This is a genomic window from Ruegeria sp. O11 (genome assembly GCF_056535285.1).
Window position 1 is genome coordinate 161,282 of the sequence record NZ_JBQERS010000002.1, and the last position, 18,511, is coordinate 179,792.

The 18,511-nt window shown below is 55.8% G+C and carries 15 protein-coding genes; 3 read left to right on the forward strand and 12 right to left on the reverse strand.

The features are described from left to right. The first annotated feature begins 7 nt into the window (after positions 1-7). The 3 genes from ACRZ91_RS07185 to ACRZ91_RS07195 all read left to right on the forward strand — a co-directional run bounded on the left by ACRZ91_RS07185 (position 8) and on the right by ACRZ91_RS07195 (position 4,575). Positions 8-1,123, forward strand: coding sequence for a cytochrome-c peroxidase (locus tag ACRZ91_RS07185; RefSeq protein WP_480903715.1), 1,116 nt, complete (start codon positions 8-10; stop codon positions 1,121-1,123). 598 nt (positions 1,124-1,721) lie between these two features. Then, positions 1,722-2,642, forward strand: a complete 921-nt coding sequence (locus ACRZ91_RS07190) for a haloalkane dehalogenase (protein ID WP_480903718.1) — start codon at positions 1,722-1,724, stop codon at positions 2,640-2,642. 391 nt (positions 2,643-3,033) lie between these two features. Beyond that, a complete protein-coding gene (locus ACRZ91_RS07195; RefSeq protein WP_480903721.1) occupies positions 3,034-4,575 on the forward strand; it encodes an ankyrin repeat domain-containing protein in 1,542 nt (513 codons plus the stop codon). 48 nt (positions 4,576-4,623) lie between these two features. Here the strand turns inward: ACRZ91_RS07195 and ACRZ91_RS07200 are convergent, their stop codons facing one another. From ACRZ91_RS07200 to ACRZ91_RS07255, 12 genes are all read right to left on the reverse strand, one after another. Next, positions 4,624-5,079 (reverse strand): GNAT family N-acetyltransferase, encoded by a 456-nt coding sequence (locus ACRZ91_RS07200; protein WP_480903724.1) that lies wholly within the window; start codon positions 5,077-5,079, stop codon positions 4,624-4,626. A gap of 828 nt (positions 5,080-5,907) precedes the next feature. Further along, on the reverse strand, positions 5,908-6,657 hold the full coding sequence (locus ACRZ91_RS07205) for a hypothetical protein (RefSeq protein WP_480903727.1): 750 nt from the start codon (positions 6,655-6,657) through the stop codon (positions 5,908-5,910). A gap of 1,078 nt (positions 6,658-7,735) precedes the next feature. Then, positions 7,736-8,188: an SRPBCC family protein gene (locus ACRZ91_RS07210; RefSeq protein WP_480903730.1), complete on the reverse strand. Its 453-nt coding sequence runs from the start codon at positions 8,186-8,188 to the stop codon at positions 7,736-7,738. Between the two features lie 106 nt (positions 8,189-8,294). Further along, positions 8,295-9,107 (reverse strand): XdhC family protein, encoded by an 813-nt coding sequence (locus tag ACRZ91_RS07215; protein ID WP_480903733.1) that lies wholly within the window; start codon positions 9,105-9,107, stop codon positions 8,295-8,297. A 12-nt stretch (positions 9,108-9,119) separates the two neighbouring features. After that, positions 9,120-10,307 (reverse strand): vWA domain-containing protein, encoded by a 1,188-nt coding sequence (locus tag ACRZ91_RS07220; protein ID WP_480904117.1) that lies wholly within the window; start codon positions 10,305-10,307, stop codon positions 9,120-9,122. Continuing rightward, positions 10,307-11,173 carry an AAA family ATPase gene (locus ACRZ91_RS07225; protein ID WP_010437395.1) on the reverse strand — a complete coding sequence of 289 codons (867 nt, stop codon included), beginning with the start codon at positions 11,171-11,173 and terminating at the stop codon, positions 10,307-10,309. Before ACRZ91_RS07225 ends, ACRZ91_RS07220 begins: the two co-directional genes overlap by 1 nt. Before the next feature lie 53 nt (positions 11,174-11,226). After that, the gene (locus ACRZ91_RS07230; protein ID WP_480903736.1) at positions 11,227-13,644 is read right to left on the reverse strand and encodes an aerobic carbon-monoxide dehydrogenase large subunit; all 2,418 of its coding nucleotides are present in this window, start codon (positions 13,642-13,644) and stop codon (positions 11,227-11,229) included. Next, positions 13,641-14,135 (reverse strand): (2Fe-2S)-binding protein, encoded by a 495-nt coding sequence (locus tag ACRZ91_RS07235; protein WP_093963851.1) that lies wholly within the window; start codon positions 14,133-14,135, stop codon positions 13,641-13,643. The genes ACRZ91_RS07230 and ACRZ91_RS07235 overlap by 4 nt, the downstream gene beginning before the upstream one ends. A gap of 14 nt (positions 14,136-14,149) precedes the next feature. Beyond that, complete coding sequence (locus ACRZ91_RS07240) at positions 14,150-14,983, reverse strand: FAD binding domain-containing protein (RefSeq protein ID WP_480903738.1); 834 nt, start codon at positions 14,981-14,983, stop codon at positions 14,150-14,152. 140 nt (positions 14,984-15,123) lie between these two features. Further along, positions 15,124-16,206, reverse strand: a complete 1,083-nt coding sequence (locus tag ACRZ91_RS07245; RefSeq protein ID WP_480903741.1) for an MHYT domain-containing protein — start codon at positions 16,204-16,206, stop codon at positions 15,124-15,126. Positions 16,207-17,410: 1,204 nt separating this feature from the next. Continuing rightward, on the reverse strand, positions 17,411-17,953 hold the full coding sequence (locus tag ACRZ91_RS07250) for an autotransporter outer membrane beta-barrel domain-containing protein (RefSeq protein ID WP_480903744.1): 543 nt from the start codon (positions 17,951-17,953) through the stop codon (positions 17,411-17,413). A gap of 31 nt (positions 17,954-17,984) precedes the next feature. Beyond that, positions 17,985-18,365 carry a hypothetical protein gene (locus ACRZ91_RS07255; RefSeq protein ID WP_480903747.1) on the reverse strand — a complete coding sequence of 127 codons (381 nt, stop codon included), beginning with the start codon at positions 18,363-18,365 and terminating at the stop codon, positions 17,985-17,987. Positions 18,366-18,511 lie beyond the last annotated feature (146 nt).

An 18,511-nucleotide genomic window follows, 5' to 3' on the forward strand; every position in this document is an offset into this window, starting at 1 on the left:
GCTGTGGATGACAGCGGCGCTAATGGTCCTGACCGGCGCAGTGCGTGCCGAAGTCTTGCTGTCTGCTGACGAAATTGAACAAACGCTGACTTTTGGACCGTGGCCACCATCCTTCCAGTCGGACCCAAGCAATAGGGTTTCCAAAGACACCCGATCGATCCAGCTCGGACAGGCTTTTTTCAACGATCCGGTGTTGTCGGTCGACGGTGCATTTTCGTGCGCCAGTTGTCATGATCCTGAACAGGCCTTTACAACGCCGGAAGCCCGAGCGCTCGGCCGTGTTCTGTTAGATCGAAACACACCATCACTACGGAACCTTGCCGGACTCCGTTGGTATGGGTGGGGTGGAAAGAGCGACAATTTTTGGGCGGCAAGCCTGCATCCGATCATCGAAGAGCATGAGATGGCGCATAGTCCCGAAAGTCTGAAAACAGCAATCTCAGAAAGTGCTTACATTGATGACTTTGAAGCAATATTTGGCGATATCCAGGATCAAGGTCTAGAACATGTTCTGGTAAACACTGCAAAAGTCCTTTCGGCTTACTTGGAAACTTTAGTTACCGACCGGACTCAGTTCGACGATTTTCGCGATGCCTTGGAGGATCAAGATTTTGCAGCGGCCGCGTACTACCCCGAAGCAGCCCAGCGAGGTATTCAGCTGTTTTTAGGGCGCGGGAATTGCGTGTTTTGCCACAACGGCCCGAGGTTTTCCAACAATGAGTTCCACGATGCCGGTGTACCATATTTTCTGAATGAAACCGAGGTTGACGAAGGTCGGTTTGGTGGATTGAACTTTTTGCTCTCAAGCCCCTATACACTGGACGGCGTCTGGAATGACGATCCGGACAAGCAAGGTGCTTGGGCCGTTCGAAATGTACGCCGGAGCCACGCTGATTTTGGAACCTTCCGCACGCCCAGCCTGCGCGGAGTGGCTGAAACTGCTCCGTACATGCATGACGGCAGCCTAAGTGATCTGAACGCAGTGATCCGGCATTACAGTAAGATTGATACGGAAAGGCTGCACGCCGACGGTGAAGCCATTCTCTCGCAATTGAATTTTTCTGAGCAAGAGATTGCAGACTTAGTTGCGTTTTTGATGACGCTGTCCAAGTCGCCTTACTAAAGCGTTTGTGTTTAAAGCCCGGGAATCGGCTATTTGGCAAGCTGGTTCGGCGACTATCGTTAGCAGTGCCGATGAGGGGGTTCTGCTCGCTCTGGGCGAGAATTGCTTGACGTTTGGGTCAGAAATGGATGACGTGATCGGCCGATTTGTAGAGGTTTTGGATGTCGATTGAGTCAAGTATCAGTGACGTTCCACATTACTTGTTGAACGTCACACGAACCTGACCCAACCGTCACAGTTGGACCAGAAACGAGGTGAACGATCGACATCGGATGGCACCCCCAAATTAATAACTCGTTGAGCACGAAGTAGACCCAGAGCTGCAAATCAGTTGCTGAAAGAGGAATTTGGTGCCGCTTTTTTAGCTAGAACTCAGTCGTGACAACTCGGCCCGAAGCGGTCTCCCGACTACGGTAGCTGTCGCTGCGGTGCGACCCGTCAGAGGAGACATTCGCCGCAAGCGCGAAGTTGAGCACTCTGCGAACCGGAAGTTCGCAGACGAAGTTGCCATTCAGTCGTGAATTGCGAATGTCCGCTTGTGAGAAAACTCTGAAAGATGCAAGTTTAGCCAATAGAAACAGAAATGCAGGGGGCAGGATTGTCACCTATAGATGCTGTACGTACGCCTGACGACCGTTTTCTGAACCTGCCCGATTTCGCATGGCATCCTCTGTTCGAAGATCAGTTGGCCGGGTATGAAGGCCTGCGGATGGCAAGAATAGACGAAGGTCCACAGGACGCAGAGCGGGTGTTCTTGTGCCTTCATGGACAGCCTTCATGGGGTTTTTTGTATCGGCATATGATCCCGGTCTTTCTCGAGACTGGCGCCCGAGTTGTCGTTCCTGACCTGTTCGGTTTCGGCCGGTCTGACAAACCTATCCAAGACAATTGCTACACTTTCACATTTCACAGACAGAGCTTGATCGAGTTGATTGAAACGCTCGATCTCAAAGGAATTACACTCGTTGTACAGGATTGGGGTGGGCTTCTTGGTCTTACCATTCCACCAGACATGCCTGATCGCTTCAATCGGCTATTGGTTATGAACACAGTTCTTGGCTTGGGTGGCGGTAGCAGCGAAGGGTTCGATGCATGGAGGGATTTCCACCGAACCCACCCGGACTATGACGTGGCCGCATTGTTTCAAAAGTACGTGCCCGGCATGAGCGATGAAGTTGCGGCCGCTTACGCCGCCCCTTTCCCGGACGCGCGTTATCGGGGCGGGGTGCGGAAGTTCCCGTCGCTGGTGATGACCGAACCCGACATGGAGGGCGTTGATGTATCACGACGTGCAGCGGCATGGTGGAAAACTGACTGGTCTGGCGACAGCTTCATGGCGATAGGAGAAGCAGATGTTCTGATCCCGCCGAGGCTGATGAAACGCATGCACGAAATATTGGGCGTAGTTCGCCCACCTCTGATGTTGCCAGACGCAGGACACTTCGTTCAGGAGACCAACGGCGAACAAGTTGCTCGCGCGGGCTTGTCTGCATGGGAAGATGTAGGGCATCCCAGTTAGCCTTAATGGTTTAGAAATCGGACCTTCCTGCAGACCACAGCATCAGTTACTTCGAGGCTCATTGCCGCCGCTGGGGTTGGTTGCAGCAACTCAGTTCGGAGCATTGCTACTGCCCGCCACGACAGCCCAATGCCGACGTCTACTAGCTAACCGAATTGCTGCGGTCGCAAGCCACATTACAACCATTCGCTGCGCTATAGCTGCTAGGGCGCCTGGCGTATCGCATCCTGCTTGCGACACGCGATGGCACGCGATAATCTACCTCTAGGCCGTTTGAGGCGGCCACCCGGTCCGCGGAAAGCTGTCATCGGCACCTCACAACGAATGTGTGAAAACCACATCGGTTTCTCTGCCCGGTTTAGCGGACCTTCGGGCAACGGAGGGAAGACCGATGACCAAATCACTCGACCAACTGCGCCGTGACGCAAAGGCCTTGGGTAATGCTCTTGCTGAGGGCGACAAAGGTGCAATGCTGCGCATCCATGGCATTGTTATCATGCCCAAAGACGGGGTCTACAAACACGCGGATTGTCTGCATGTCATAGCGCGAGAGACCGGATACGCTTCGTGGCCAGCATTGAAACTCGCGGTTGAAACACAAGGGATGGATCGCGCACAAAAGCAGGGACGGCTGCGTTGGGCGCTTTACAACGGCTCAAAAGAGACGATCGTGCATCTGCTTGCAGATGAGCCGGATCTTGCAGACGATCAGGTGCCTCTTCTCGTCGCTCTCTATGACGTAGCCGCGATGCGCAAGATCCTTGTTCAGGATGCCGGTGCTGCGACACGCGAATACCCGTCACGGCGGCCAATGTGCCATCTGGCGTTTTCGAAATACATCAAGACTGCGCCTGAGAAAGAACCCGAGATGCTCGCCATGGCGGAATTGCTTGTCGAACACGGCGCTGACGTAAATGACAGTTTTGCATTCGATTCCGAGACAGACCACCGCCTGTCCGCGCTCTATGGCGCCATCGGCCATGCAGACAACATGCCTTTGGCCAGGTGGCTGTTGGAGCATGGGGCAAATCCCGACGACAATGAATCCCTCTACCATTCCACTGAACTGGGCCATACCAAAGGTCTTCGTTTGTCGCTGGAACATGGGGCAAATCCGAAAGGAACAAATGCGTTGCCGAGGGCGATTGACTTCAACAGCACCGATGCAGTCCGGCTGTTGCTGGACCACGGCGCTGATCCCAATGAAGGCATCAATCCTCATCCGTCGGGTGAACCTTCCTTGGTGATCCCAGCCTTGCATCAGGCGGCCCGGCGTTTGGCTTCGGGCGAAATCGCTCGGCTTTTGTTGGAGCACGGCGCGAACCCAAGTGCTATTAGCCGCGGCCACTCTCCCTATGCCTTTGCCCGCGTCTTCGGAAACAGGGATGTCGCGTCGGTTCTAGAACGCGCTGGTGTATCCACGCAGTTGACGTCGACCGAAGAGCAACTCGTGCGGGCAGCGGACGCGACGTCTAAGGAGGACGACCAGATCGACATGAATAGCCTGTCGCAGGAGATGAGGTTTCTTCTTTGCCGCCTCGTCTGGCGCGAAGGAACCCTGCCTCACATGCATCGACTGGTCGAAATTGGCTTTGACCCAAATCTGCCGGACGAATTGGGAATGCCGCCCCTGCACCTTGCCGGTTGGGAAGGAATGCCCGACGTCATGTCGTATTTCCTGAACCAAAACCCGGACCTGAACCACACAAATGCCTACGGAGGGACACTGCTGTCAACGATTGTTCACGGGTCCGAAAACTGCCCACAAAAGGCGCATCGCCATCACATCGAATGCGCGCGTCTGGCGCTGGAGACCGGTGTGGCGCTTCCGCGAAAGGCCTCGCAATTTGCAACGGTTCCCGAGATGTCCGCCTTTCTTGCTGACTGGGCGGAAGCGCATCCCCTGCAAGTCTCGGAACACGGAGTCGTCTAAGGTTCGAAGTTCTTGTGCCAGACGTACAGGCTGCCGTAGCCAGATTGTTTAACGGCTGACCTTCATCGGCAGGATCGGCCCCCAGGGCGTTTGCCGCGCTTCACCAAAGGCAGAGAATCCCGCGTTGTGATAGGCCGCGATCGCCCGCGCATTTTCCGGGTGCGGATCTGTTGCGATAACCCGGACTCCTGCGGAAAACACCCGTTTAAGATGCTCAGAGATAAAGGCCGGGCCGTGCCCGCGCCCGATCATATCTGGCTCACCAATAAACTGGTCGATGCCCCGAGATCCCTGCGGAAGGGAATAGAAATGGAGATCCTCCCAACCGTGAACAGTGTAATCCTGGATATATGCAAGCGGGCGTTCCGCAAGTGAAACGATCCATCTTCGGACTCGCACGTCTTCCAGTTCTTTGTTCGTGCTTGGCTCATTGGAATCCCACCATTCGCGAACATTTGGGTGCGATTGCAATTGCGAGATCATCGCAAGATCAGCCGACGTCATCTTGCAAAAGGCATATCGGTTAGGGGTAAGCATGGTAAAAGACAGCAAAAATGTGGCGAATGTTTAAGAGCATCTGACGGCCCCTTGGGACCTGGCGATATGCTCTTTTTAGGATCAATGGTTTGTTTTGGCGTTGCTCCGGCCCATAGCTGACCTTCGCCCTGCATTCTCAATGCTGCGCCAGCAGCCTGCTTTGCGGACATTCGCTGCAAGCGTCATCTTTGGGATTATTCAAACTCACATTTCGCGGGCACAACCGCCCAATGCGGGCGCGACGCCGACTGGCGGCCTAGTTGCCCATTCCGTAGCCGACAGCAGCCACCCGCAAGCGGCCTCTCGCGCTCACCCCTACGAAGTGTCGGGTCACTGACAAATTCGGCATTTTGCGATATGTTTCGTTAGGGCGTTTCCCTGCGGCTCTCGAAGACAGCCCGCCGCTCCTTAACCTCGGAGTATTGAAATGGAAATGAACTCGAAAAATATCATAACCGCAATTGTAGTCTTGGTAGTTGTGGTCGTCGGCATATCTTACCTTTCCGGCACCAGCGGCGACGAAGAGGTAGAAGCACCAGCCACTGAAACTGGCAATTGAACCGCTGCTCCGGGCTCGAAGTGGTCATTCGGCAAATCGCAACGGATGTCCACATTGCGGACCAAGCGGTCACCTAAATATGAAAGAAAGTTATCAGCCAGCAAATCTATTTCGACTTCGGCTATGTGTCAGAGGTGGAGATCAGGTGACTAGATAACAGTGCAGTTTTGTTGCAATGGTAAGCTAATATCGAAAAATCAAAATTCACTTCGCCAAAAGGGCAACTGACGACTCGATTACACTCCTACAGCAGACAGCCACAGTCGATCTATTTCCGCCAGTACGTCTTGATTAATGGAGGCGTAGTGCTCCCAATACTTACCATCTTGGATCAAGTAACCAGCCTCGTTTTCCAGGCTCAGGGCTTTGCGGGAAAGTTCCGCGCTATAGTTGGTTAGCGGCAAATCACCGCTTAGCGCCGTGTGGCTAACTCTTGGGAAAAGCAGACGACTTTCCAATTCTTCCGAGAGATTGACGCACGCGCAGTGCTGTTGGGCAGCGATCGTCATAAGCCTTGCCGATTTGGCTTCCAAAGACAACAAAGTAATGTCTTCACGAAGAGGATCAGGTTTGCCTTGCCCATAGAAATGCGTGTTTCGTCCCGTGTAGACCATGTCACAGCCCAAGTAGGCTAGGACTGTAGGTTTCAGGGCGCTGAGAGCCCAATATCCAGCCGTGAATGCCATTGTCGCACCAGCATATACAACGCCGCCAAACTGATTGTTTGCCGGGACATAAATTGATGAGTCAATCAGCCTCTGGGCGTGACTCTTCCGGTTAGGTCGATACTGTGTGGGAAAGTCATCAGGATACACACTGTAGTCCCAGTCATCCCGAATTCTCCATGCATTGTTTATGCTGACAATTTTGCACTCGTCTCGTTTCGGCCAAGTAACCGCTCGCATTGCGTCTGGAGCGCTGCCAAGAATAAGGGCGATTAACTCTTCCCCCATTTTGCTACCAAAGCTTCGCTTGTTGCCAATCAAAATACCATCCCAGCAATAACTCGACATATACATTTTTGATACGCAGTGGCCGTAAGATCAGATCAAAAGCACAATAGGCTTTCAAAGCAGAGCTCGAATTTTTTAATCGTTTCACGACGTATTGCCTCGGTTTAAACTCTCGGCAAGGCGGAACGGCGGCTAAGGGCTCGCTATTGCCGCGGGAACAATTGCAGCATTGGCGATATTGGGTCGTGCCGAAGCTTTCGAGGACGGCCCATTGCTGCCATTGCTCGAGGATTAGAGATGCTGCAGTGCGGCCCGTCAGAGGAGACATTCGCTGCAAGCGCAAAGCCGTAAGGCAAAACGAGTTCTGGACCGCGGACGAAGCTGCATTTGAACTTCATTTGATCAATGTTGGCTAAGCGGCAACGGAGGAACGCAGCTTGATCCTATGCCCACCGATACTGCTACCAACGTTGAAGTTGCTGGCAGCCTGGCAAGTATATTAGTCAGCAACAGCGATTTCGGCTTCTTGATGTTGACCCTGGAAACAGATGGCAGCTGGTCGATGGACGCAATAGATGCAGAGGGGAAAACCCGGAATCGATGCCGTCTTATAGGGCGTACGCTTTCTTGCGAATGACGCAAACTGAGTGTTGCTTGAACGGTTTCGTTGCCGTCACTTGCGGCCCAAAGCGGCCCTTGAATCGATAGTGGCGATGCTGCGTCCGTAACCCGTATTGCTGACATTCGCTGCAACTGCATTTTTCGTAATTGTGCACGTTCACGCACTGCAAACAATGCAGCCAGCGCTTGATCAGCAAAAAGTGTGTGCCAAGGTGTAAATTTTCATCACGGCCATGGTTTGGCGCCCGCTGCCTCCCTCTTGGGAAATTGCTGCCGTAGCCCCCTGCCGGGCAGTGGATGATGGGCGCGGATCACGGTGCTGTCGATCATATGCAGGTTGTGAGGAACCGCTCCGCTTTGATTCAAAGTATCCATGTTCGACTTCCATAGAAGGGCTGACAAGTATAGACCTGACAACACCGCTTCAGCGGATCAACAATTTTGCGCAAAACCGCTTGATTGGGAAGGCCCCGTTACCGAAGTCCAAACCCTAGCCGACGCGTTGCTCGGCGACGATTTCCCCAAACTTGTCGAAAAACTTGGCTGAAAGTTTTTTTGCAGTCCCAGCAATCAACCGGCTGCCCAATTGCGCTATTTTTCCGCCGATTGTGACCTTGGCAGTATAGGATAAAACTGTTTCCTCGCCCTCCGTGCTAAGATTGACATCCGCACCCCCTTTGGCAAAGCCCGCAGCGCCACCTTTTCCTTCACCGGTCAGGGAAAACTCATCCGGAGCTTTGGAGTTGTCCAACGTCACTTCGCCGCTGAACCGAGCCTTGACGGGGCCGATTTTGAGCACGACTTTGGCCTCCAACTGCTCGGGAGAATGCTGGATCAGTTCCTCACACCCAGGAATGCACTCACGCAACACATCCGGATCATTCAGCGCTCGGTACACGACGTCACGCGGAGCAGAGATACGGATTTCGTCATTTAGTTCCATTTGAGAGTCCTTTACTCAACAGCATCTTGGGAAAACGCGAAGTGCGGTCTCGGTCGCCTCTTCCGGGGTCTGTTCAGGCTTCACAGTCCGAAGGGATTGCAACCATCTACGCCATTTTTTCATCATGCGACGTCTCCTCGGAATTGTCTGAATTCCGCCAGAGGATGATCTCGGCGAGGATCGACAGGGCGATTTCGTGCGGGTCGATTCCATGGATATCCAGACCGGCCGGTGACTTGAGCCGACTGGTTTGCTCAGCGGTCAATCCCTGCGCTTCCAACCTCTCGCATAACACCTTGGCCTTGCGGTGGCTCGCGACCATCGAAACGCGTCGTGCTGGTGATTGAAGCGCAGATTTCAGCGCTGCGCCATCGCCCTTCCCTTGTGAGGCGACCACCGCGAAATCGCGTGGTTCAACCCCCAATGCGTTTAGGTCATTTGGATCAAAACCGATGAATTCCACCGAGCTTTCGGAACCTTCAGGCAAACAAACACGCAACCCGATCAGCGCCGCGTGCGCGGCAAGCGCGTGTGCAATCGGAGACTCTCCGAAAATGATCAAGCGCGGGGCGTGCTGATAGGGTTCGATCAGCAAATCGACCGTTCCGCCCGAAGGACAACCGCTTTTGAAGGTCTCAACACCATCCGGGTCTGTCATCGCCACTACCTTGTCTGAAGGTTTCACGCGGATCATTTTCGGAGTTCCACCCGCAAGTGCCTCCTGCGCCGATGCGCGTACAACGCGCTGCACGCACGCTCCGCCCAGATGCCCCAAAATACAGCCGTCCCGCATGATCACGGCCTTTCCACCTGCCTTGGCCGAAGTTGCGTCGGCAGTGCGAAGGACCGTTGCCACGCAAAAGGCATCGCCCTTTTTGCGCAACTCCTCAATCGTGTCGAAAATGTCGAAACCTGCCATCGACGTGTCCTTTCACAGTTTTCGGAATTCGGGTTCCAACGCCGCCAGCGCGTCGAGCGTGTTGGCCGGCAGGTGCGCATCCAGATAAGGTTCTGCTGCCTGCATAGCGGCGGCAATGGGCTGATAGTCTTTCCATCCTTTGAGAGGATTCAGCCAAACAATCCGCCGCGCCTTGCGCCGTATCCGAGCCAGAGCATCTCCCAGGGCCTCAGGTGACTCGCTGCAATAACCGTCTGAGAGGATCAATACGATCGTCCGCCCGTTCAATGCGCGAGCACCATATCCGTTCAGAAACCTCTCAAGGCTTCCCGAGATGTCGGTCCCACCGCCGAACCCTTCGGCCATCAGCGATAACCGCCCTGCCGCGCGTAACGAGTCGTGGTCGCGCAGCGCATCCGTGACGCGCATCAGGCGGGTATGGAAGAGATAGGCGTCCGCCTCTGTTCCACTGCCGATCAGACCCTTGAGGAAGGCCAGAAAAACCCGGGAATAGACCGTCATCGATCCGCTGACATCACACAAGGCCACAATCCGCATTGGGCGTGATGGGCGAGCCCGGCGATACAGATCCATCGGCTCTCCTCCTCGTGCGAGGCTGGCGCGTTGTATCCGACGCATATCCAGAGCCGGTCCACGTAACGCTTGTTTCTGCCGACGCGAGCGCCGGTCGCGGATCGCACGCGCGATCGCGGTCGCGGCCTGTTCCGCCTGCCTCAGGGCGTCTTCATCCATTAGCTCGCGCAAATCCCGGCGCGACAGGTTGGTCGTACGGGTTGCAATCAGCTTCCCGTCTCTCCCCTCGGCCTCCCCATGACCGGGATCGGGTGCGGCGGCCTGATCCGCACAGGTCTCGGATTCCTGGCTATCCTGGCTCTCTTGCTGCCAGATCATCGGCTTGGCGGATTGGACCCGCACATGCGCGGTTTGGGCGGTTCCCGTGCGTTGCTTGCCGGTGTTGAACCAATAGGCTTCGAACAGGTCATCGAACCGCCGCCAATCGTCGGCGTCACCGGCCAGCAACACGCAAAGCGCCTGCTGGGCCTGTCTGACATCCATCGCCTCGACCGCCGCCAGCGCAGCCAATGCATCCCCCGTTTCAGCTGGCCCGACGCGTAGTCCGTTCATACGCAAATGCGCGATGAAGCCGGACATTCGTTCCGACAAACCAGATGCGCGAGCGGGGAACCGGGTGACCTGCATCACGCCACCTTTCCGATCAAACGATCCGTCACCTCGGGCGGAGCAGCGTCGTAATCGGCGGCGGTTTTCAGAAGGCAAACCAACGTGGCTTGAACCTCTTCGCGGGACTGCGCCATGTCGTTTACACCCAGCCCCGAAAGGGCCGCCGCCCAGTCCAACATTTCGGCAATGCCGGGGGTCTTCTCCAAGTCTTCTTTGCGCAGCGCCTGCACAACGCCAACAATCTGGCGCGCCAACAGCCCTTCAACTTCGGGCATGCGGGCTTTCAGGATCGCCATTTCCGTTTCACGCGATGGGTAGTCAAGGAAACTATACAGGCAACGACGCCGCAGCGCGTCCGAAAGATCCCGCGTCCCATTCGCCGTCAGGATCACGATGGGCCGCGAACGCGCCTTGATGGTGCCAAGCTCGGGGATGGTGATCTGAAAGTCCGACAAAATCTCAAGCAGATAGGCCTCAAACTCCTCATCCGCCCGGTCGATTTCATCGATCAGAAGAACAGGTGGTTCTTCTTCGCTGATCGCTTCTAGTAAAGGTCGCTTCAGCAAATAGTCATCAGTGAATAGCTGGGCCTCCCTGGTGCCACCCTGTGCCTCGCTTGCACGAATAGCCAGCAACTGGCGCTGGTAATTCCATTCATATATCGCGTGGCTGGCATCCAACCCTTCGTAGCATTGCAACCGGATCAACCGCGCCGCGCGCTGTGCTGCCAACGCCTTTGCGACCTCGGTTTTCCCGACCCCTGCTGGCCCTTCCAACAGCAGCGGACGCCCAAGCAACTGCGCCAGATGAAGCGCCATCGCCAATCGGTCATCGGCAACGTAGCCCACCTCGGCCAAGCCTTGCTGAATGTGCTGCAAGCTCATGCAATTCTCCCGGATTGCCGCCGCGCCGTATTCCAGCGCGGCAGCTTTTCCTTTTAGCCGTGCATTCCCAGACCGTTGGCGATCTTCCAGATACGCCAGTGGTCATGCGGCATGTGGCTTTGGACAAGGCCAAACGGACGGAAGGCATCATGCACCGCGTTCGAGAACGCAGGAACGCCACCGACATTCGGGCTTTCGCCAACGCCTTTTGCACCGATCGGGTGGTGCGGAGACGGCGTCACCGTGTGATCGGTGGTGTAGTTGGGCGTCTCCCACGCGGTGGGCAAGAAGAAGTCCATCAACGTACCGGTCTTGACGTTACCCATCTCATCATAAGCGATTTCCTGACCCATAGCGATTGCCAGAGCCTCGGTCACGCCGCCATGGACCTGACCTTCGATGATCATGGGGTTGATCCGGGTCCCGCAATCGTCCAGCGCATAGAACTGCCGGACCTCCCATTCGCCGGTATCGACGTCGATCTCCATGACGCAGATATAGGCCCCGAACGGGTAGGTCATGTTCGGCGGGTCATAGTAGCTTACGGCCTCCAGACCGGGTTCCAGCCCCGGAATTGCCTGATTATATGCGGCAAAGGCGATTTCTTTCATCGTCTTGAACCGCTCAGGCGCACCTTTGACCGAGAACTGATCCACGTCCCATTCGACATCGTCATCGTGGACCTCAAGCAAGTAAGCCGCGATCATCTGTGCCTTGGCGCGGATTTTGCGGGCGGCCATCGCCGTTGCCGCACCGGCCACAGGTGTCGACCGAGACCCATAGGTGCCAAGCCCATAAGGCGCGGTATCAGTGTCGCCTTCTTCCAGCGTGATGTCATCGGCAGGCAGGCCGATCTCGCTGGCGATAATCTGGGCGAAGGTCGTTGCATGACCCTGACCCTGACTGATCGTCCCGAGCCGTGCGATGGCGGAACCGGTTGGGTGAATCCGGATTTCGCATGAGTCGAACATTCCCAACCCAAGGATATCGCAGTTCTTGACCGGTCCAGCCCCGACAATTTCGGTGAAATGCGTCAGGCCGATGCCCAGCAGTTTGCGGGTCTTTCCGGCTTTGAAGTCCTCGATCCGTTGCGCCTGTTCCGCCCGCAGATCTTCGTAGTCGACAGCTTTCAGCGCCTTGTCCCAAGCGGTGTGATAATCGCCCGAGTCGTACTCCCAGCCCAGCGCGGACTGATAAGGGAACTGATCGGCCTTGATGAAGTTGATCCGGCGTAGCTCGGCCGCGTCCATGTTCAGCTTGATGGCCAGAACCTCGATCATCCGCTCGATGAAATAGGCGGCCTCGGTCACCCGGAACGAGCAACGATAGGCGACACCGCCCGGTGCCTTGTTGGTGTAAACCCCATCCACAGCCAGATAAGCCGTAGGAATGTCGTAGGACCCGGTGCAGATGTTCATGAAACCGGCCGGGAATTTGGTCGGGTCTGCACAAGCGTCAAATCCACCATGATCCGCTGTGGTGTGGCACCAGAGACCGGTGATCTTGCCATCCTTGGTCGCGGCGATCTTGCCCTGCATCCAGTAATCGCGGGCAAACGCGGTGGACATAAGGTTTTCCATCCGATTCTCGACCCATTTCACCGGCTGGCCGGTGACTATCGAGGCGACAACCGAGCAGACATAGCCCGCATAGGCACCAACTTTGTTACCAAAGCCGCCACCGATATCAGGGCTGATCACCCGGATATTGTGCTCGGCCAGACCCGAGATTAGCGACACAACAGTCCGGATCGCGTGGGGGGCCTGGAAGGTGCCATACAGCGTCAACTTGCCGGTCACCTTATCCATCGAGGCAACACAGCCGCAGGTCTCCAGCGGGCAGGGATGGGTCCGATGGTAATAAACCATCTCTTCGGCCACAACATCGGCCTCGCCCAGAACGGCTTCGGTCGCGTCTTTGTCGCCCTGTTCCCACGTGAAGATGTGGTTGTGATGCTTGCGCGGGCCATGGGCACCCTCGGTCTGACCCGCGAGGTCTTCGCGCAGGACAACATCGGATTTCAGAGCCTCGAAAGGATCGGTTAGAACAGGCAGTTCTTCGTACTCGACCTCGACAAGTTCCGCGGCATCCGCCGCGATGTAGCGGTTTTCGGCGACGACATAGGCGACTTCCTGGCCCTGGAACAGAACCTTGCCATCGGCCAACACCATCTGCTTGTCACCGGCCAGCGTCGGCATCCAATGCAGGCCCAACGGTGCCAGATCCTCGGCTGTCAACACAGCAACAACGCCAGGCACGGCCATTGCGGCGTCTTTGTTCACACTGACAACGCGGGCATGTGCATAGGGCGAACGTACAAAGGCACCGAACAGCATTCCATCCAGTTTGATGTCATCGACATAGTTACCTTTACCTTGGGTAAAACGCACATCCTCGACGCGTTTGCGCGAACTGCCCATCCCTTTGAGATTGGCGGCGCGTTCTTCTGGGGTCATTGTTTGATCGTTCATTCCGCAGCCTCCTTCTGAGCATTGAGCATGTCAGCCGAGGCTGAGATCGCCTTGACGATGTTCTGATACCCGGTACAGCGGCAGAGGTTCCCCGCCATGCCAAAGCGGATTTCTTCCTCAGTCGGATTCGGGTTTTCCTGTAGCAGGCGATGCGCGCGGGTGATCATGCCCGGCGTGCAGAAGCCGCACTGTAGCCCGTGATGTTCGCGGAACATTTCCTGCAGAACACCCAGGCTGCCATCGTCATTGGTCAGGCCTTCGACAGTGGTAATATCAGCACCGTTTACTTGCGCGACAAAGGTCGTGCAGGATTTGACGGATTTACCGTCGATATCCACGGTGCAGGCGCCGCAATGGCTGGTCTCGCACCCAATATGAGGACCGGTGATTTTCAGATCTTCCCGCAGGAAGTGGATCAACAGCGTGCGCGGCTCAGCCAGACCTTCGACCTGCTTGCCGTTCACGGTGAGTTTGACGTGCATTTTCGACATGAGTGTTTCTCCCCTCAGACCGCACGGCTTTGAGCACGGTCGATGGCGCGGCGCAGCATCACAGCAGCCACGTGTTTCTTGAATTCGACGGGGCCGCGGTTGTCAGCGACCGGGTCGATCGCGTCGAGCATCGCGGCGACACAGCCGCTGATGTCTCCGTCGGCCAGCGCATTGCTTGCGCTCTCGGACCAGATGGGGGTGTCTGCCAGATTGGTCATCGCAACCGAGGCCTGACCGTTGCCAACCATCACAGCAGCCGCAGCGGTCGCATAGTCGCCGATCTTGCGTTTCTGTTTTTCATAGGCCTGACCAACGCCCGCGCCCGGCACGGGGATTGAAATCCGGGTGAGGATTTCCTCATCCTCACGAGCGGTAAAGTACGCCGCCTCGTAGAACTCTCGTGCCGCCACGCGGCGGGTGCCGTCAGGGCCGGAAAGCTCGAATGTCGCGTTCATGCACTGCATCAGCCCGGGCATGTCGTTGCCGGGATCGCCATTGGCGACATTGCCGCCGACGGTCCCCATGTAACGCACCTGAGGGTCCGCAATCTGCAAAGCAGCCTCGCGGATCAGCGGAATGGCGGTAGCCAGACCATCATGGGTGATCAATTCATGCTGCGTAACCATCGCGCCAAGCGAGACGGTTTCCGACCCAATCTGGATGCCTTTCAATTCCTCAATGGCCTGCAGATCAACCAGATGGCCCATCTCGGCCATGCGTAGCTTCATCATGGGGATCAGGCTGTGCCCGCCCGCGATCACGCGCGCTTCATCTCCGTGTTCCTGTAGAATGCCAATGGCCGAGGCGATATCGCCTGGCCGGTGATACTCAAAACCGGCTGGTATCATATTTTTCCTCCCTGGGTCCAAGCGGTGTGCCTTGGGGATCCTGCGAGGTAGGAAAGAACGTGTTACTTAAGGCTTCCAGCGATCGGGAACAGGTCGCGCTGCTTGTTTCACGAAATGCGAATAGGTTGCACGAACTGCGATCAGAGGCCGAGAGCCTCGCGAATGTCCGTCAGACGGGACCGGCTGACCGGCACTTTGGTCAACGCGTCGACACCGTCAAAATAACAGGTGCCGTTGTCTTTGTGACGTTCAAAGCTAGAGACGTGTTTGGGGTTCACCAGATAGCTGCGATGGGCACGCAAAAACCCGTCTGGTTTCAGGCGGTTCTCGGCCTCGGTGATCGACCAAGGGCAGAACAGTTTTTCAGCACCCATATAGAGAACGGTATAATGCCCCTCGGCCCGAATGGCGGCGATAAGGTTGGGTTCGGCGAAAAAAGTCTGACCCTCGCGCTCGAATGGAACACCGGCACGCAGGGCTGCTGGTTCAGCAGTGCGTTCGGGTGTAGGCGCCTCCTTTGGTTCGATGAACGAGATTCCTGTCAGCAGGAACGCTCCGCAAATCAGAAACACCGAAACGGTGACACCCATCGCCAGAACCTGATTGTCCAGCGCAGGTCCCGCGCCACCGGCGCTATCGCTGGCGACAAAATCGGTCAGCCCGGTGGCCACAAAATGCATGGTAAACACGGCCAGCCCAAAGCAGACCGTACCCAAAAGAATATTGCGCTGCGTGCGATTACCATAGGCGACCCAGATGGCCGCAACCGACAGTATCACCGAAGCCAACGTCGCCAACACCACATCCAATGCATTATAGACGGGACGGCACAGCTGCATTCCAGCCATTCCGATATAGTGCATCACCACGATCCCCAGGCCCACGATCACCCCAGACCCGATCATGATCTGGGGCGTGCGCGGGCGAAAATGCAGCAGCAAAAGCGCCAGTCCAACCATCAGGATCGCGACCAGAGCAGAAATCAGTGTGATCAGAGCGTCATAGTAAAACAGGATCGGCAGTTGCAGACCCAGCATGGCGACAAAATGCATCGACCAGATGCCGCCACCCAGAATGACTGCCGCCAGAGCAACCACAAGCTTACGCCGCTGACTGTCAAGCTGGGATGCACCATGGGTCAGATACAGCCCGGTAAATCCCGCCATCAGCGACACGGCCAAAGAGGCCGCCACAAGCCAGGCGTTGTGCGAATAGTCCAGCATATAGGTGTACCCGCCCTCCCCAGCGCGTGTCTGACGTTAGCAAACTGAAATTCCCGGCACAATCTACTCTGGCCGGACTGCAGCAGCACGCGCAGAGGAATTCGAACCGGTCTCAGTGAGGCTTGCAAAGCTGTCTTGTGTCCGGCACCGAGTTCGCGCCATTCGGCAGCAGCGCCGGAACGTGTCTGCACGAAAATGTCCTGGCTAGAGAGTGATCGCTCTTAGTTAAAGTGATTGCGGATCTAGGCATGAAAGGTGGCGATTACTGGACATTCAATTCAAGTTGCGTCCAAGCAAGCTTCACCGCTACAGACATTTTGCCTGCCTCCTGCGGCTACCGACCTATCCAGACGATCACGATGTAGAGTACGGGCCAGACCGGAGCAAAGATCCAATAGGCCCGAACCTGGTAGTTCGAGAATGTTGATTTAGTACCGCCCAAAACTGCGCCATCACTGCGACCTGGTCAGACCACCGGGAGATATCAGCCGAAGCTTGGGAAAATGACGGCTACCAGTTCGGAGCGCGCAACAAGTTGGCAATGTCGTCAAAACGAATGTATCAGGTTCCGCCAACGGAGTTTATTGAACGACGGTCGAGGGCCAAATTTTGTCTGATACTTCAACCGGGAGAAGCGATTTGGAAGATTGCCCGGTTTGCCATTTCACTTCGTGTATTTCATGAATTGCTTGGATATCTTCGACCGTCAGGCGGTCAAGTAGATTTACGCCGGAAGTGGCTCGGATCGCCTCCAATATAGTGTTCTTATGAACAGGCGCTCTGGTGACGAAGTTACCGCATTCGTCTTGATGCGCATCCAATGTGGGTTCATAGAATTTGTCTCCGATCATCCCGCCAAACAAGCAGCTTGTGCCCTCATGTCGGTACGCACCGCCGCCATACTTTGGGTTGAACGCCTTCGCATCTTGCGATTCAAGACGAGCAATGGCGATGTCAAACAGGTCTGTAATATTCCTTTTGATCGATGCCCCTGCAATTGGATTGGTGTCATAGATACTCAGTGTGCGGTGCGGTCAAACCTGCAATTCTAGCCAGTTGGTTGCGGGACAATCTATGGCAATAAGCTAAGGACAGGATTAAACCGGAAAAAATGCACGATACTAAAATTTGGCTTTTGCTACTAAGTCAAATTAGGAGCTTGGCTTTGTACCGCGACTTCAAAAATTAACCTCGACATGGTTTTTCAGAACTTGAACTCCACACCTGCTCGGGCCGACATTTGATACGATCCAGACGTTTCGTAGATTGCCTCGGTCCCAGCGCTGATGATCAAGCCGGATTGGGCTTGATATTCTCCTGCCAGGCGAAGGGCGCTCCCCAGCGCCTTGTCCTCGCCTGTGTTGAAACTGATGTTCTGGCCCAACAGGTTCCCATCGACGCTGTCGCCGCCGAAATTTGTTCGCGCCTCAAGCCTCGCTTCAATTCGGTATCGCATGAGCGACCCGTTGGCCGTCACTTTCCGAGCAGGTAGCGCAACCTGAAGCCGAGCGACGCCGACATGGACATCACGACTGTCAAAGCTTTGCGGTGCGCTTGTCGCACTTTCTGAATAGCTGTCCAGGAAAAGCCCGGCATAGCGCAAGTCAACGCTTCCCTCGACATAATACCCCGCGATTTGCGCTGGTTTGGTGAAGGTGATGGCCGGGGAAATAAACCATCCGTCATAGTCGGGAACTGCTGCGCGACGCGCCCAGAAAGAACCCGGCGCTGAGCGGACCGATATCAACTGGGTCGGTACCGATCATCAGGCCGCCGACTCACTGTGTGTTTGCGGCGATCTGTCCGTCCTCATCCTGATTGCGGTAGGATCCGAACGTATCGAGCCAAACCTGCTGTTCCTCTTCAGGCTGCAAGAATGACAACGAAGGCTCGACTTCGGCCCCACTGCGCCTCCGCGTTTGGAATCGGTCCTCCAATACCGAGGAGATACCGCCAGTCAGGTTAAACAGCTGCTCGTCCTGGGTGGAAAGTGCCGTGGTGTTAAAGACGGCCAGCTGATTGCCCGACAGCACAAAGTTAGCGCCATTGGTGACAATGCGGTTGGGCGCGTTTGAGAAGGTGTAATTCACTTCTCCCAGATCGTCGATTTCAAGCGTTCGTGTGCCGCCGCCCAGAAACGAGATATCCCCTTGGATCAACGTTCCACGATGCAGTTCCGGAGCAACGTTGTCCCCCTGAAATGTTATCCCATCTTCTGCGCCGCCACGGCCGATCCGGCCCGAATTGACGACGCGAACATTGTCGCCGGATGTTTCGATCTGCTCAATACGGCCCGCGTTGTGGA